The organism is Flavobacterium sp. DG2-3, from assembly GCF_030730925.1.
GTDB lineage: Bacteria > Bacteroidota > Bacteroidia > Flavobacteriales > Flavobacteriaceae > Flavobacterium.
In genome coordinates this window covers 98,225-112,651 of the sequence record NZ_JAVAMB010000008.1, presented here as the reverse complement: position 1 = coordinate 112,651, position 14,427 = coordinate 98,225, and the positions used below count along the sequence as shown (strand labels likewise).

The 14,427-nt window shown below is 32.6% G+C and carries 17 protein-coding genes; 15 read left to right on the top strand and 2 right to left on the bottom strand.

Annotated elements, in window-relative coordinates:
• Positions 1-257 precede the first annotated feature (257 nt).
• The 3 genes from Q9Q97_RS12930 to rlmH all read left to right on the top strand — a co-directional run bounded on the left by Q9Q97_RS12930 (position 258) and on the right by rlmH (position 2,865).
• Complete coding sequence (locus Q9Q97_RS12930) at positions 258-1,673, top strand: adenosine deaminase (protein ID WP_306157632.1); 1,416 nt, start codon at positions 258-260, stop codon at positions 1,671-1,673.
• A 156-nt stretch (positions 1,674-1,829) separates the two neighbouring features.
• A complete protein-coding gene (locus tag Q9Q97_RS12925; RefSeq protein WP_306157630.1) occupies positions 1,830-2,132 on the top strand; it encodes an antibiotic biosynthesis monooxygenase in 303 nt (100 codons plus the stop codon).
• 259 nt (positions 2,133-2,391) lie between these two features.
• The gene (gene rlmH / locus Q9Q97_RS12920) at positions 2,392-2,865 is read left to right on the top strand and encodes a 23S rRNA (pseudouridine(1915)-N(3))-methyltransferase RlmH (protein ID WP_035648259.1); all 474 of its coding nucleotides are present in this window, start codon (positions 2,392-2,394) and stop codon (positions 2,863-2,865) included.
• Positions 2,866-2,941: 76 nt separating this feature from the next.
• Here rlmH and Q9Q97_RS12915 read toward each other — a convergent pair whose 3' ends face one another.
• Complete coding sequence (locus Q9Q97_RS12915) at positions 2,942-3,574, bottom strand: hypothetical protein (protein WP_306157625.1); 633 nt, start codon at positions 3,572-3,574, stop codon at positions 2,942-2,944.
• A gap of 136 nt (positions 3,575-3,710) precedes the next feature.
• On the bottom strand, positions 3,711-4,535 hold the full coding sequence (folP, locus tag Q9Q97_RS12910; protein ID WP_306157623.1) for a dihydropteroate synthase: 825 nt from the start codon (positions 4,533-4,535) through the stop codon (positions 3,711-3,713).
• A 233-nt stretch (positions 4,536-4,768) separates the two neighbouring features.
• Here folP and Q9Q97_RS12905 point away from each other — a divergent pair, with 233 nt between their 5' ends.
• The 12 genes from Q9Q97_RS12905 (at position 4,769) to kdsA (ending at position 14,411) form a co-directional block, all read left to right on the top strand.
• Entirely contained in the window at positions 4,769-5,311 is a 543-nt protein-coding gene (locus Q9Q97_RS12905; RefSeq protein ID WP_306157621.1) for a DUF1599 domain-containing protein, read from the top strand.
• Between the two features lie 82 nt (positions 5,312-5,393).
• Positions 5,394-6,494, top strand: a complete 1,101-nt coding sequence (locus Q9Q97_RS12900) for a BT_3928 family protein (RefSeq protein WP_306157619.1) — start codon at positions 5,394-5,396, stop codon at positions 6,492-6,494.
• 91 nt (positions 6,495-6,585) lie between these two features.
• Complete coding sequence (locus Q9Q97_RS12895; protein ID WP_306157617.1) at positions 6,586-7,041, top strand: DUF2750 domain-containing protein; 456 nt, start codon at positions 6,586-6,588, stop codon at positions 7,039-7,041.
• Between the two features lie 649 nt (positions 7,042-7,690).
• A complete protein-coding gene (locus Q9Q97_RS12885) occupies positions 7,691-8,188 on the top strand; it encodes a TlpA disulfide reductase family protein (protein WP_306157615.1) in 498 nt (165 codons plus the stop codon).
• A gap of 145 nt (positions 8,189-8,333) precedes the next feature.
• Positions 8,334-9,086 (top strand): triose-phosphate isomerase, encoded by a 753-nt coding sequence (tpiA, locus tag Q9Q97_RS12880; RefSeq protein ID WP_306157613.1) that lies wholly within the window; start codon positions 8,334-8,336, stop codon positions 9,084-9,086.
• Positions 9,087-9,337: 251 nt separating this feature from the next.
• Complete coding sequence (prmA, locus tag Q9Q97_RS12875; RefSeq protein WP_306157611.1) at positions 9,338-10,171, top strand: 50S ribosomal protein L11 methyltransferase; 834 nt, start codon at positions 9,338-9,340, stop codon at positions 10,169-10,171.
• A 36-nt stretch (positions 10,172-10,207) separates the two neighbouring features.
• Positions 10,208-10,483 carry an ATP-dependent Clp protease adaptor ClpS gene (locus Q9Q97_RS12870; RefSeq protein WP_111376979.1) on the top strand — a complete coding sequence of 92 codons (276 nt, stop codon included), beginning with the start codon at positions 10,208-10,210 and terminating at the stop codon, positions 10,481-10,483.
• 64 nt (positions 10,484-10,547) lie between these two features.
• Positions 10,548-11,819: a sterol desaturase family protein gene (locus Q9Q97_RS12865; RefSeq protein WP_306157607.1), complete on the top strand. Its 1,272-nt coding sequence runs from the start codon at positions 10,548-10,550 to the stop codon at positions 11,817-11,819.
• An 8-nt stretch (positions 11,820-11,827) separates the two neighbouring features.
• On the top strand, positions 11,828-12,514 hold the full coding sequence (locus tag Q9Q97_RS12860) for a lysoplasmalogenase (protein WP_306157605.1): 687 nt from the start codon (positions 11,828-11,830) through the stop codon (positions 12,512-12,514).
• Positions 12,515-12,534: 20 nt separating this feature from the next.
• Positions 12,535-12,984, top strand: coding sequence for a 2-dehydro-3-deoxyphosphooctonate aldolase (locus tag Q9Q97_RS12855; protein ID WP_306157603.1), 450 nt, complete (start codon positions 12,535-12,537; stop codon positions 12,982-12,984).
• Between the two features lie 5 nt (positions 12,985-12,989).
• Entirely contained in the window at positions 12,990-13,325 is a 336-nt protein-coding gene (locus tag Q9Q97_RS12850; RefSeq protein ID WP_306157601.1) for a hypothetical protein, read from the top strand.
• 267 nt (positions 13,326-13,592) lie between these two features.
• Positions 13,593-14,411 carry a 3-deoxy-8-phosphooctulonate synthase gene (gene kdsA, locus Q9Q97_RS12845; protein ID WP_306157928.1) on the top strand — a complete coding sequence of 273 codons (819 nt, stop codon included), beginning with the start codon at positions 13,593-13,595 and terminating at the stop codon, positions 14,409-14,411.
• The last annotated feature ends 16 nt before the right edge of the window (positions 14,412-14,427 follow it).

Below are 14,427 nucleotides of genomic sequence, written 5' to 3'. Positions count from 1 at the left end.
ATTTGTGAAAATTTGCGAAATTTGTGGTTTTTATTTCTTTTAAATCCTTGTACTTTCTTAATTAAGGAATAAGATTCAAAGTAACAAAGCGACAAAGGTTTCTTGTAGAGGCGCACTGCAGTGCGTCTATGAATATTAGAACGACGATAAAATTATATTCACTAAAATCATTTATCATAAACTTTGCCCCTTTGCAACTTTGTAACTTTGAACCTCAGAGAAAAATCGTATATTTGCGCGTAATTTAATCTTAGAGTATGACAAGAATAATTACACTTTTCTGCATTTTTATAGCTCAAATCGGCTTTTCTCAATCGGCTGGGGGTTATTTAGAAAAAATCAGAAATAATGAAGCGCTCCTTACTGCTTTCTTTCAGCAAATGCCAAAAGGAGGCGATTTACACCACCATTTTTCAGGATCCGTCTATGCAGAACCACTTTTAGAAAGAGCTATTGCAGAAGACTTTTATTTAAATCTGGAAACGTTGGGAGTTTCTAAAACAAAACCTTCAAATGGAACTTGGGAAAAATTTTCTTCTCTAAAAAATCAAGGTAAATTAGACTATTATCAGCAGCAAATCATGCAAACTTGGTCTATTAAAGATTACAATGGTTCTGTCCCTTCAGACGATTTATTCTTTGATTCTTTCATGAAATTTGAACCTACAATTCAAGGCCATTTTGCAGAAGGAATATTGGAATTAAAAAAACGTGCTATTGCAGAAAATGTAAGTTACATTGAAACACAATTATCGACAATTCCGTGCGATATGAATGTTTCTGATTTAGGCGATTTCAATATAAAACTACGCGAAGCAGCAAACCAGAAAGACGAAAAAACGGTCTTGAAACTTTTAGACGATTTGTATAAAGCGCTTCAGAAAAAAGATGCGAAAAAATATGCAGAAGATTTCAACAACAATTTCTTAGCAAAACTGCATAAAGATTTGAAAATGGATGACGAAAAATTCACCATGCGTTACCAAAACTTTGTGCTTCGTTTTATGGAACCAGTCGATTTGTTTAAAAACCTGACGATTGCTTTTATTTCGTCAAGCGAAAGTAAACTAACTGCTGGAGTTAACATTGTTTCTCCAGAACATGGCGAAAATTCGATGAAAGATTATTGGCTGCACATGGTGATGTTTAAGTACTGTCACTCTAAATTTCCTGATGTAAAATATACGCTCCATGCCGGTGAACTGACTTTAGGATTGGTTCAACCAGAAGAATTGACCTGGCATATTAACGACGCTATTTATGTAGCACGTGCGAACAGAATTGGTCACGGAGTTGATATTGCTTACGAAGCAAATTCATACGATTTGCTGAAATATATGGCTAAAAACAATATTCCGATTGAGATTAATTTAGCGAGCAACGAATTCATTTTGAAAGTAAAAGAAAACAGACATCCGTTTACGCTTTACAAAGAATTCAATGTTCCAGTCGTAATCAGCACAGACGATGCGGGAATTTTAAGAACTAACATGACAGAGCAATATGTTTTACTAGCAAAAAGATATGCTGACGTAAATTACGAAACGATTAAAAAATACGTTTACAACAGTATTAATTTCAGCTTTATTCAAGGTGATTCGGTAAAAAAGCAATTACTAAAGGAATTGGATAATCGTTTTAAAAACTTTGAAGCTAAATTTTCTAAAAATTAAAGTGCAAAAATGTTTCACGCAGATTATACAGATTTAAGCTGATAATCGCTGATTTTTTAAACAAAAATAAAATCTGCTCGATCTGCTAAATCTGCGAGAACTTAAAAATTCTCCCGCAGATTTAGCGGATTTAGCAGATAAATTTAACCAACAAATATGATTTTAGAAGCCGCATTTCTTTTCGTTAAACCAGAATTAGCTTCTCAATTTGAAGCTGATTTTGCAAAAGCAAGCCAGTATATTTCATCAATTGATGGATATTTAGGGCATCGTTTGGAAAAATGTTTGGAAGTAGAAAACAAATATCTTTTGTTAGTCGATTGGAATACACTAGAAGATCATACAATTGGTTTTAGAACCTCGGAAGCGTATTTGGAGTGGAAAAAGATTTTACATCATTATTACGAACCATTTCCAATTGTAGAACATTTTGAAACGGTTTTTGAGAATAATAAATAGTTTTTTTTGCCACAGATTATACAGATTAAAGGATTTTTAAAAGTTGCCACGAATTTCACAAATTTGCACTAATTTTTATTCCACTTTTTGAGTAAATTAATTTGCGGAATTCGTGACAAAAAAAATCCTTTTAAATCCCTTTTAATCTGTGGCTAAAAAATTCTCCCGCAGATTTTGCAGATTAGGCAGATTTAATTTGTGTTAATTTGTGAAATTTGTGGCTAAAAAAATGTGAATCCGTGGCTAAAAAAAAAACACAATGAATATCAAACTTATCGCTATAGGTAAAACAGACAATAAATCGCTTCAAACTTTGATTGACGATTATACCAAGCGTTTGTCTTTTTACATCAAATTTGACTTGGAGATTATTCCAGACATTAAAAACGTAAAAAACTTATCTGAAAGTCAGCAAAAAGAAAAAGAAGGCGAATTAATTCTTTCTAAACTTTCCGCAACCGATCAGCTTATTTTATTGGACGAAAATGGAAAGACATTCTCAAGCGTTGGCTTTTCAGAAGAATTACAGAAAAAAATGAATTCTGGGGTTAAAACTCTTGTTTTTGTAATCGGCGGACCTTACGGATTTTCCGAAACTGTTTATAAAAAAGCGCAAGGAAAAGTTTCGCTTTCGCTAATGACGTTTTCACATCAAATGGTTCGTTTGTTCTTTATCGAACAATTGTACCGCGGATTTACGATTTTACGAAATGAGCCTTATCATCACCAATAGTTTTTTAGCACTTAGTTACTTAGTCCTTAGTCCCTAGAAAACTAAGAGCTAACCACTAAGTACTAGGGACTAAAGACTAATAAACAAATTCTACTGGAAGTTTATCAAGGTTGAAAGTCACATATTTATGAAGTACAATTTTATACTTCATATATTCCTGATAACTCATTTCCTTATCGAATAAGAATACCAAATCTGGTACTTTTTCAAACTTTAAACTAAAAAAATAGGGTAATATTTGTGATATTAAGACTTTCTTATTTCCGATAAAAACCTGCCCGTCTCCTTTTTTAAAGTAAACAACAAAACTTCCTGCTGTAGGCTTTTCCATTTTATAATACACTTTCGTGAAAGGAAAAAAAGCTAAATTCTTTCCTACAGAATCGGCATACGAATAATAGTTTTCAGCATTTTCGTTTTTGTGCGCGCTATCGGCTCTTTTCTTTTCCTGCATTTTAATTACATGCGGCATTACCAATTTCAAAGGCAAACGTTTATCGATATTAAAAATCCAGTTTGTCGAAATGATAGCACTTTTTCGATTCAAATCGGCAATTGTATCATTTCCTTCTTTTTTAAAGAAAATATAAATTGGAGAATGATCCTGAACGTCTTTTACAACGGTCAAGTTTGATTTTGGCAATAAAACGTCTTGTTTTTTTCCGCAGGAGAATAATAGGCAAATTACAAGTAAACTGAAGTATTTCATAATTAATATTTTTTTTTACACAAAAAATCTACACAAAGTATATAATTGCGAGGAACGAAGCAAACACACTGCGATGACACACAGTTTTATTTTGCTAATGAGGTTGCTTCGTTCCTCGCAATGACATACTAGAAGTTTAATAACTCATTTTACCAAACAAAGTAACACATTCCACCGCTTCTTTTACATCATGAACACGAAGAATCTTTGCACCTTTTGTTAACGCAATTGTATTTAGAAATGTTGTTCCGTTTAAAGCTTCTTGTGGCGTAATGTCAAGAGCTTTATAAATCATTGATTTTCTTGAAATTCCTGCTAAAACGGGTAATTCTAAAACATTAAAAAGTTCCATTTTCTGCATGACTTCGTAATTCTGATCGGTTGTTTTGGCGAAACCGAAACCTGGATCAAGAATTAAATCGTTGATTCCGAGACTTCTTGCTTTTGCTACTTTTTCAGAAAAATAAAAAAGCATTTCTTTTATCATATCATCATATTGTGTCAAGCTCTGCATCGTCTGCGGATTGCCTCGCATGTGCATCATGATATACGGAACGTTGTATTTGGCAATAACCTCAAACATTTTTTCGTCCAGTTCACCCGCAGCAATATCATTTATAATCGCCGCACCGCTTTCTATACTTGCTTTCGCAACTTCAGCCCTAAAAGTATCAATCGACAATAATGTTTCTGGAAAATGCTTCAGAATCAATTCAATTGCTGGAACAATTCGGTCAATTTCTTCTTGTTCAGTTACAAATTCAGCACTTGGTTTACTTGAATAAGCTCCGATATCAATAAAATCAGCACATTCAGAAAGCATTTTTTCTACTTGCGAAAGAATCTCAGATTCGTTTTTATATTTTCCGCCGTCAAAGAAAGAATTTGGTGTCACGTTCAGAATTCCCATTACTTTAGGGGTTTCTAAATCGATCAAACGGCCTTTACAGTTAATAAACATTTTGTTTCAAGTTTTAATTTGTTTCAAGTTTCAAGTTTTATATGTTTAAAGTTATCACAGATTACGCAAGTTCAAGAACTTGAAACCTGAAGCTTGAAACTATTTGAAATTGTTTCCAGTTACAGCGTTAACAATTTGTTTGGAAAAAACTTGAAACAAAGAAAACCCGAAACTTGAAACTATTTAATATAATCCCTATTTTTGAAGAAATTTTAGCAAATATACAGCAATAAATGAAGAATACTTCTCAAGAATTTGATAATGTAATTTCGGTTTGCCGAACCTTGTTTATCAATAAAATGACAGATTACGGAAGCGCATGGAGAATTTTAAGACTGCCATCGCTTACCGATCAGATTTTTATAAAAGCGCAAAGAATCAGAAGTTTACAGGAAAACGAAATCCGTAAAGTTGATGAAGATGAAAAAGGCGAATTTATCGGAATTATCAATTATTCGATCATGGCTTTAATTCAGTTAGAACTTGGAGTTGCAGATCAGCCAGATCTCGACGTTGAAAAAGCAGCTGAATTATACGATGCTAAAGTAAAATTGACCAAAGATTTAATGGAAGCCAAAAATCATGATTACGGCGAAGCGTGGCGTGATATGCGCGTTAGTTCTTTAACCGATTTGATCTTGCAGAAAATCCTTCGCGTTAAGCAAATTGAAGACAATAAAGGAAAAACAATCGTTTCTGAAGGTATCGATGCCAATTATCAGGATATGATTAATTATTCTGTTTTTGCCCTAATTCTAAACCCCATCAATAAATAAATTCCAATATTTAAATTCCAAATTCCAATCCTAACTTAATATTGGAATTTGATTTTTGGAATTTCTATTAACTCCAATATTTATGAAAAACATCATTACTCAATTCTCCCGCTTATTTGTCGGTGTATTATTTATCATTTCCGGATTAATAAAACTAAACGATCCAGTTGGTTTCTCTTATAAACTCGCAGAATATTTTAGTGAACCTGTTTTCAATATGCCGTTTTTAGAGCCTTTGGCTTTAGGATTAGCCATTTTTCTAGTGATTTTAGAAGTTGTTTTGGGTGTAATGCTTTTGGTTGGCTATAAATCAAAACTAACTATTTGGGCTTTATTATTACTGATTGTTTTCTTTACATTCCTTACTTTCTATTCTGCTTATTTTGACGTAGTAAAAGATTGCGGCTGTTTTGGAGATGCCTTACATTTAACACCTTGGCAGTCTTTCACCAAAGATGTTGTTTTACTTTTCTTTATCTTGATTTTATTCATCAATAAAAAATTAGTAAAACCTTTATTTTCAAAAATTGTAACTAACATTATTGTTTTAATAAGCATAGTTTTATGCGTATTTATGGCTGTTTGGGTTATCAACCATAATCCGATTAAAGATTTCCGTCCGTACAAAGTGGGAACTAACATCGAGAAAGGAATGGAAATTCCAGAAGGGGCTCCAAAATCGGTTGTAGAAATGATTTTTATCTACAAAGTAAATGGTGTAGATAAAGAATTTACAGAAAAAGATTTAATGAATATTCCTGAAGGGGCAACTTTCGTTGATCGTAAAGACAAAGTAATCACTGAAGGCTACATTCCTCCTATTCACGATTTCACGATGACAAAAGACGATTCTGACTATAAAGAAGAATTATTAAAAGAACCAAAATTGTTAATCTACGTAACTTACGATTTGAATTTATCGAATCCTGAAGGAATGAAAAAATTGGCAAAAGTTACCGCAGATGCAAAAGCAAAAGGTTACAAAGTAATTGGAATGACGGCTTCTGGAGCTGAAGAAATTGCTAAAGCTAAAAAGAATTATGCGTTAGATATTGATTTCTATTTCTGTGACGGAACCGCTTTAAAAACAGTTGAAAGAGCCAATCCAAGTATTGTTGTGGTTCACGACGGAACTATAGCTCAAAAAGTGCATTATAATGATGCTGATGATTTGAAATTGTAAAATTTCTCACAAAATATAAAACTTTAAAACTCCAATTCAATTACATTTGAATTGGAGTTTTTTTTTTTACTAACCTACAAGACAAAAAGCAATGTTTAAAAATCATATAGATGTAAGATTAAATTACGAAAAGTTCATAAAAAAAGTTTGTGAAACAAATATTGTATATGGATTAAAAAATGAAATGGGGTTTGCCACCTCAGCTTCCAACGAACTTGAAGATGAAGAAGGAAACCCAATTGAAATAATCTGTTTTTGGTCTGAAGAAATTAGAGCTAAAGTTTGTTCAAAAAATGGATGGGAAGATTATAAACCAGTAGAAATACAATTAAATGATTTTATTGAAAACTGGTGTGTCGGTATGGATAATGACGGATTACTTGTTGGATTAAATTTTGACCAAAATATGTTTGGCTATGAAATTGAGGGTTACGATTTAATATTAGTATTGCTAGCTGAATTAAAAAAGACGCAAAAAGAGTTAGAATTTCAAAATTATGAAGGAATTCTAGATTTAGAAAATCAAGTTAAAGAAGCTTTAAAATAAAAAAATGACTGCAAAATCAATTAAAAAAAAGACTAACATCAATTCTAAAGTTAGAATTAATAAAAAATTAAATAATTTAAAAATCATGGAATCAGACAAACAAAAAGAAGTCAATTCCTTAATTTTTAAATTTGAAATATAATCTTACATTTACAAAACAAACAGCAAAGTCCATTTAAATTTGGACTTTCAAAACTAAAGATCAATCATTTCAAACAAATTGAATTGAATACAGGCCTTAAACATGGATTTTTGTATAAGTCTCTCGACGCTTGGATTGTTTCAAGTAAAAAATGGGCAAATGGAAACTATGAACTGAATTAAGCATTCAAAAAACACAAAAAAGTCTTCAGTGAAATTTAAATTATTGAAGACTTTTTTCATTACTGTCTGACGTTTTTTTGATTAAAATTTTAATCTAAAAATAAAATTTTAATCTTTTTTTTATCTCTAAAATACTTCCGCTAGAAAAAAACACCATTTTCCACCTCAACTATTACGATTTCAATACCGATTTTTCAACCAAAAACTGCCGATTTGTTACAAAATAATCGACTGTTCAAATTTTGTTAATCTACAATTGGCATTCCATTTGTTTGTTTAACTTTGTGAATTCAGTACCTTACTAAAAATATAATTTAATTAAAATATGAAACAATTAGTCCTTGCAGTAATTGCATTTATTACTTTTTCTTGCTCGCAAGCTCAGAAAACAGCTTTTTCTAAAGAAGCTTTATCTGAGAAATTATTAGCCTCTGATGGAAGTCAAGTTGCATTCAAAAACATTTTAAAAAAATATAAAGGAAAAACTTTGGTTATCGAAGTTTGGGCTTCTTGGTGTGGTGACTGTGTAAAAGCAATGCCAAAATTAAAAGAATTACAAGCCAACAATCCTGATGTTTCTTACTTATTTATTTCTGCTGATAAAACGGCAGAAAAGTGGAAAGCTGGAATCGAAAAACACGAATTGAAAACAGGCGATCATTATATGATGAATGATGGAATGAAAGGTCTTTTCGGAAAAGCGATAGACTTAGACTGGATTCCGAGATATATTGTTGTAGATAAAACTGGAAAAATCGTTTTATATCGTGCGATTGAAACTGATTTTGATAAAATCGACGCAACTTTAAAAGGATTAAAATAATTTTCAATATCAAAATGTCAATGTCAAAAATCAATTTCAATGACAACTTCAATGATAATGACAAAAATCAATTTTAATTTTGAATAGATTTCGTTGAAATTAAAAATTTAAACAAAAAACAAAAAAATAATATAAAACTACCAAAATGAGAAAATCGATTGTTGCAGGAAACTGGAAAATGCATAAAAACGCAGCGCAAACTGAAGAATTATTAAATGAATTAATTGCTAAAATTCCAGCAAAAACAAATGCACAAGTAATTGTAGCGCCAACTTTTGTAAACTTACAAGCTGCTGCTGCAAAATTAAAAAATACAACTATCGGAGTTTCTGCTCAAAACGTTCACCAAGCTGAAGGCGGTGCATTTACAGGAGAAATTTCTGCAGACATGTTAACAAGCATTGGTGTAAACACAGTAATTTTAGGTCACTCAGAGCGTAGAGCTATTTTCCACGAATCAGATGCTTTAATTGCAAATAAAGTTGATACTGCATTAAAACACGATATGACAGTTATTTTCTGTTTTGGAGAAGAATTAAAAGACCGTCAGTCTGATAATCACTTCAACATTGTTGAAAACCAATTGCGCGATGGAGTTTTCCATATCGCAAAAGAATCTTGGTCTAAAATTGTTTTAGCATACGAGCCAGTTTGGGCTATCGGAACTGGAGAAACTGCTTCACCAGAACAAGCACAAGAAATGCACGAATTCATCAGAGAAACTATCCGCAAAGCTTTTGGAGCTGATATCGCAGATGAAGTTTCTATTTTATACGGTGGTTCTGTTAAACCAGAAAACGCTAAAGAAATTTTCGGTAAACCAGACGTAGACGGTGGTTTAATTGGAGGCGCTGCTTTAAAAGCTGACGATTTCTTAGCTATCGTTACGGCTATCTAATTTTTAGATTTTAGATTTTAGATTTTAGATTTTAGATTTTAGATTTTAGATTTTAGATTTTAGATTTTAGATTTTAGATTTTACCATAAAAAAAGCGTTCTTCGAACGCTTTTTTTATGCCTTTTTTTATATGTTCTATAAACAAAATAGCTCTTACAGCAAAGAGAATTTATATTTACTTATATCACTTATATGGTTTAAAAAACTAAAGACTTTTACTTTCTATTCTTATCTTTGCAAAAAAATTATTTATGTCGAATATATATTTAGGATATCATTTTACGATTGAGCCAAAAGAACTTGGGTCAGAAATTTTAGTGGCGGAATTGGGCGAAAAAGCGTTTGAAAGTTTTACAGAAACAGAAAACGGAATTTCAGCTTTTGTGAAGAAAGATTTATGGGATGAGAATATTCTAGATGATATTTATATTTTACAGTCTGAGGAGTTTAAAATTGAATATACAATTGAAGAAATCGATCAGATCAACTGGAACGAAGAATGGGAAAAAAACTTTGAACCAATTGATGTTGACGGAAAATGCCATGTTCGAGCTCCTTTTCACCCAAAAACGGATGCTGAGTTTGATATTGTAATTGAACCAAAAATGAGTTTCGGTACTGGCCATCATGAAACCACTCACATGATGATTCAGCATTTATTAGAAATGGACGTAAAAGGCTTAAAAACCCTTGATATGGGCTGCGGAACGGCAATTTTAGCTATTTTGGCTGAGATGAAAGGCGCAGAACCAATCGACGCTATTGATATTGACAACTGGTGTTATTTGAACTCAATTGAAAATGCGGAACGCAATAATTGCAAACATATCAGCGTTTATGAGGGCGATGCGGCTTTGTTGGCAGGGAAAAAATACGATTTGATTATTGCTAACATCAACAGAAATATTTTATTGAATGATATGCAGGCGTATGCTGATGCTTTAAATCCGAAAGGGATAATTCTTTTTAGCGGTTTCTATGAAGAAGACATTCCGTTTATCGATGCTTCATGCGTTGAGAAAGGTTTAACTTATGTTAAAAAGCTTCAGAGAAACAACTGGGTATCTTTAAAATACGTAAATTAGATACTGATAATCAATTCAGTACAAAAACCATATAATATGAGTACTAAAGAAAAAGTAAGAGAAAGAGTTCGCGAAAAAGAAGCCATTGCTTTTAATAACGAGATCATTGTATACAATGATGATGTAAATACTTTTGATCACGTAATTGATACTCTTATGCGTGTTTGCAGCCACACCGCTGAGCAAGCCGAGCAATGTTCTTTGATTGTACATTACAACGGGAAATGCACTGTAAAAACAGGCCCGATTGAAAAACTTAAACCTCAATGCACACAACTTTTAGAAGCGGGTCTTAGCGCCGAAATCGTTTAATTGCAAATAATTTAAAAAGCATTCTATTTTATTCTATATTTGGAAAAAATAGAATGCTTTTTTTATGGAAGAATACGGAAAAATATTAATTATTGCAATGCCGGTTTTTTTAGCCTTGATTATTATTGAAAAAATTTATGGCATTTATAAAAAGAACGACACCGCTCCATTAATAGACAGCGTATCCAGCATAAGTTCTGGCATTACCAATTCGGTTAAAGATGTTTTGGGACTTAGCGTAACTTTTCTTTCTTACGAATGGCTAGTTTCCAAAATCGCTTTGCAGCATTTAGAACCAAGTGTACTCTCCTATTTCATCGCTTTTTTTGTAATTGATTTTTACGGCTACTGGAGCCATCGTCTGGCACATCAGATTAATTTTCTTTGGAACAAACATGCCATACACCACAGCAGCGAAGAATTTAACTTGGCCTGTGCATTGCGCCAACCTATTGCAAGTCTGGTTAATCTTTTTACGTTTTTATTGATTCCAGCAGCTTTATTAGGTGTTCCTGCTTCGGTAATTGCCATTACACTTCCTATTCACTTATTTTTGCAGTTTTGGTACCATACGAAACATATCAAAAAAATGGGATTTGTTGAACATATACTGGTAACTCCTTCGCATCATCGAGTGCATCACGCTATAAATCCAGAATATTTAGACAAGAATCATTCTCAGATTTTTATTTTTTGGGACAAGCTTTTTGGCACTTTCCAAGAAGAATTGGATCATGTACCTCCTGTTTTCGGAATTACAAGGCCTGCAAATACTTGGAACCCTATTAAAATAAATTTCCAGCATTTGAGTTTATTGATAAAAGATGCGTGGCGCGCACCAAAATGGAAAGATAAACTCACCATTTGGTTCAAACCAACAGGCTGGCGTCCTGAAAATTTTGAGGAAAAGTATCCTGTCAACAAAATTGAAGATGTTTTTAATTTTGAAAAATACGGCACGCAAAATTCTCAAAGATTAATATACTGGTCTGTTGTCCAAGTCTTAATAACATTGTTATTTGTAAGTTATCTGTTTGAGAATATTGCAAAAATTGGTCTTCCGAATATTTTTGTCTACGGCTTTTTTATTTTCGCAACCATATATAGCTATACAGAGTTAATGGACAAAAGTAGGTTTGCGCCTTTATGGGAAGGCATACGATTAGCGATCGTAATTTGCATTGTAGGCTATTATGGTGATTGGTTTGGTTTAAATCGTGTAATTCCAATTGGTAATTATATTATTTTTACCTACCTGATCATCTCTTTTTTAATGACACTTTATTTTGTCAATTTTGAATTTAAAACCAACCAAAACCAATATATCAATTCATAACCCCTATTATGAGAAACTCCTCTTTTTTTAAAATCTATGTCGCATTTAGTATAGTTTACCTGATACTTCTGCTTTGCGGTTACGAGCGTTTTGATCTCTTTCTTAAACCGATTCTGATACCTATTATCGGATTTGGAGCTTATTTTTATAGAAAATTTCCAAGTCAGAATATTTTATTGGCGGCGCTCGCACTTTCATGGCTTGGAGATGTTATTCTGCTTTTTACAGATCTTGGCGAAATTTATTTTATTCTAGGACTCGTATTTTTTCTAACGGCACATGTCATCTATTGCATTCTTTTTAATAGGCAGAAAAGAATCAGAAAAAAGCAAAACAAACCTGTTTTTATATTGGGGAGCATCTTAATTGCTGTCTATTTAATTGGAATGGTAGCCGTTTTAATGCCTTATTTGGGAGATCTTGAAATTCCTGTTTCTATTTATGCTTCGGTAATTTCAATTATGCTTTTATTTGCTTTTAACGGATTTTTAGTTTGGGAAAAACCAGGCAATCAGCTTGTGTTTTTAGGCGCCATTTTCTTTATCGCTTCTGACAGCATTTTGGCCGTAAATAAATTTTATGCTCCAATTCCTAAAAGTTCCTTTTTTATTATGCTAACGTATCTTCTGGCACAATATCTGATTGTAGTTGGTGTTTTAAGACTAAATCCGAAAAAAATACAGCAAACCGTTTAACTTTTGCAATAACCACAACCATGAAAAAAATAGCTCTTTTATTTGTTTTATTAATCAGTGTTTCTTCTTGCGTAAGCACAAAATCGACTTTAAAAAATGTGGATGACAATGCACCAGATTTGATTTTGAAGAAGGATAATACTTTTGCTATAACACAATTTGCTAAAGATAAAAAGTACGGTTACGATCCAGATTATCCTATTAATATATTTTTTCAAAATACGAACAATGAGGCTTTAAATGAAACACGTTTCTTAAACGCATTGGCTGGTCCAAATGGTGAAAAAATAACCTACGAAAGATTAGAAACCTGCTGTCCTTTTCCAACTAAAAGAAGCAATATGGGCGCCGGATTTTTGAACGTATACGAATTAAAATGGGATGGACAGAAAAAGCCTGTGAAGCTGTATTTGAATATTTATGAAAAAGGAATTTTAATGGTTCCGATGGGATTGAGATTAAAACAATAAAATCGATGAAATTTACGATGTACGGAATATCTCCTTTTGTATTACTTCTAATTCCTTTATTGATTCAGATAATCTGGGGCACTAAAGCGATTAATAAAACGACAAACCTAAAATTCGTTCCTATTAGCATCACAACTGTTTTGCTTCAAATTCCGTTATCTTTTCTTTCGGTTTATATCGCATCAGAAAATATAAATGCTAATCCTGAATTTCAAACCAGATGCGGTTTGATTATGCTTCCTATTGTAGCGGCAAATCTCTTGGCTGCACTATTACTTTTGCTGACTATTGTCGTACAATTTTTTATTAAGAGATTTAGAGACAAGAAATTGGAACGCTAATTTTGATTAAAAGAAAACAATTAACTTAATTTTTCTTAATTCCACTAAACTCCTAGCCCTGATAGGAGCGGAAATCCTTTTTTGAGAAAGCCTATTTTTTCTGGTCGTTGCAGAGCGACCAACGTAAGCTCCTGCAACGACCAAGAAAAAAAGGATTACGATAAAAAGATTGAAGCGTATAGCAGGAATAGCTTCATAAAATAATCTTAAATCTTCATCTGAAACTCATAAATCATACCTACCTTTGCACTACCAAAAATTCATATGATGAACATACACAATATTCCACAAATTAAGCATACTGAAAGCGGAAATTTCTTTTTACTTGCTGGGCCTTGCGCTATTGAAGGAGAAGAAATGGCATTGAGAATTGCTGAAAAATTAGTTGGTATTACCGACAAACTTCAAATTCCTTATGTTTTTAAAGGGTCTTTTAAAAAAGCAAACCGATCTAGAATTGATAGTTTCTCTGGAATTGGTGACGAAAAAGCTTTAAAAATCTTAAGAAAAGTTTCAGAAACTTTTCATGTTCCGACAGTTACAGATATCCATACAAACGAAGATGCTGACATGGCAGCACAGTACGTTGACGTTTTACAAATTCCTGCATTTTTAGTTCGCCAAACTGATCTTGTTGTAGCAGCTGCCAACACAGGAAAAGTAGTAAACTTGAAAAAAGGGCAATTTATGAGTCCGGAGAGTATGAAACATGCTGTTCAGAAGGTATTAGATTGCAATAACGAAAATGTAATGGTTACAGATCGCGGTACTATGTTTGGCTACCAAGATATGATTGTTGATTTTAGAGGAATTCCTACTATGCAACAATATGCTTCTACGGTTCTAGATGTAACGCACTCTTTACAACAGCCGAATCAAACTGCTGGAGTTACAGGAGGAAGACCTGACATGATCGAAACCGTTGCTAAGGCGGGAATTGCAGTTGGTGTTGATGGGATTTTTATTGAAACTCATTTTGATCCTGCTAACGCAAAAAGTGATGGTGCTAATATGCTTCATTTAGACTATTTTGAAGGTTTAATGAACAAGTTAGTTGCTATCAGAAAAACAGTTAACGCATTCTAAAAATTATAATACTAAG

Excerpts from the sequence above, each read along its gene's own strand:
- tpiA (WP_306157613.1), top strand. The coding sequence starts at position 8,334 with ATGAGAAAATCGATTGTTGCAGGAAACTGGAAAATGCATAAAAACGCA.
- Q9Q97_RS12860 (WP_306157605.1), top strand. The coding sequence starts at position 11,828 with ATGAGAAACTCCTCTTTTTTTAAAATCTATGTCGCATTTAGTATAGTT.
- Q9Q97_RS12905 (WP_306157621.1), top strand. The coding sequence starts at position 4,769 with ATGAAGAATACTTCTCAAGAATTTGATAATGTAATTTCGGTTTGCCGA.
- kdsA (WP_306157928.1), top strand. The coding sequence starts at position 13,593 with ATGAACATACACAATATTCCACAAATTAAGCATACTGAAAGCGGAAAT.
- folP (WP_306157623.1), bottom strand. The coding sequence starts at position 4,535 with ATGTTTATTAACTGTAAAGGCCGTTTGATCGATTTAGAAACCCCTAAA.
- Q9Q97_RS12850 (WP_306157601.1), top strand. The coding sequence starts at position 12,990 with ATGAAATTTACGATGTACGGAATATCTCCTTTTGTATTACTTCTAATT.
- prmA (WP_306157611.1), top strand. The coding sequence starts at position 9,338 with ATGTCGAATATATATTTAGGATATCATTTTACGATTGAGCCAAAAGAA.
- Q9Q97_RS12915 (WP_306157625.1), bottom strand. The coding sequence starts at position 3,574 with ATGAAATACTTCAGTTTACTTGTAATTTGCCTATTATTCTCCTGCGGA.
- Q9Q97_RS12930 (WP_306157632.1), top strand. The coding sequence starts at position 258 with ATGACAAGAATAATTACACTTTTCTGCATTTTTATAGCTCAAATCGGC.
- Q9Q97_RS12865 (WP_306157607.1), top strand. The coding sequence starts at position 10,548 with ATGGAAGAATACGGAAAAATATTAATTATTGCAATGCCGGTTTTTTTA.
- Q9Q97_RS12885 (WP_306157615.1), top strand. The coding sequence starts at position 7,691 with ATGAAACAATTAGTCCTTGCAGTAATTGCATTTATTACTTTTTCTTGC.
- Q9Q97_RS12870 (WP_111376979.1), top strand. The coding sequence starts at position 10,208 with ATGAGTACTAAAGAAAAAGTAAGAGAAAGAGTTCGCGAAAAAGAAGCC.
- Q9Q97_RS12855 (WP_306157603.1), top strand. The coding sequence starts at position 12,535 with ATGAAAAAAATAGCTCTTTTATTTGTTTTATTAATCAGTGTTTCTTCT.
- Q9Q97_RS12925 (WP_306157630.1), top strand. The coding sequence starts at position 1,830 with ATGATTTTAGAAGCCGCATTTCTTTTCGTTAAACCAGAATTAGCTTCT.
- Q9Q97_RS12895 (WP_306157617.1), top strand. The coding sequence starts at position 6,586 with ATGTTTAAAAATCATATAGATGTAAGATTAAATTACGAAAAGTTCATA.
- rlmH (WP_035648259.1), top strand. The coding sequence starts at position 2,392 with ATGAATATCAAACTTATCGCTATAGGTAAAACAGACAATAAATCGCTT.
- Q9Q97_RS12900 (WP_306157619.1), top strand. The coding sequence starts at position 5,394 with ATGAAAAACATCATTACTCAATTCTCCCGCTTATTTGTCGGTGTATTA.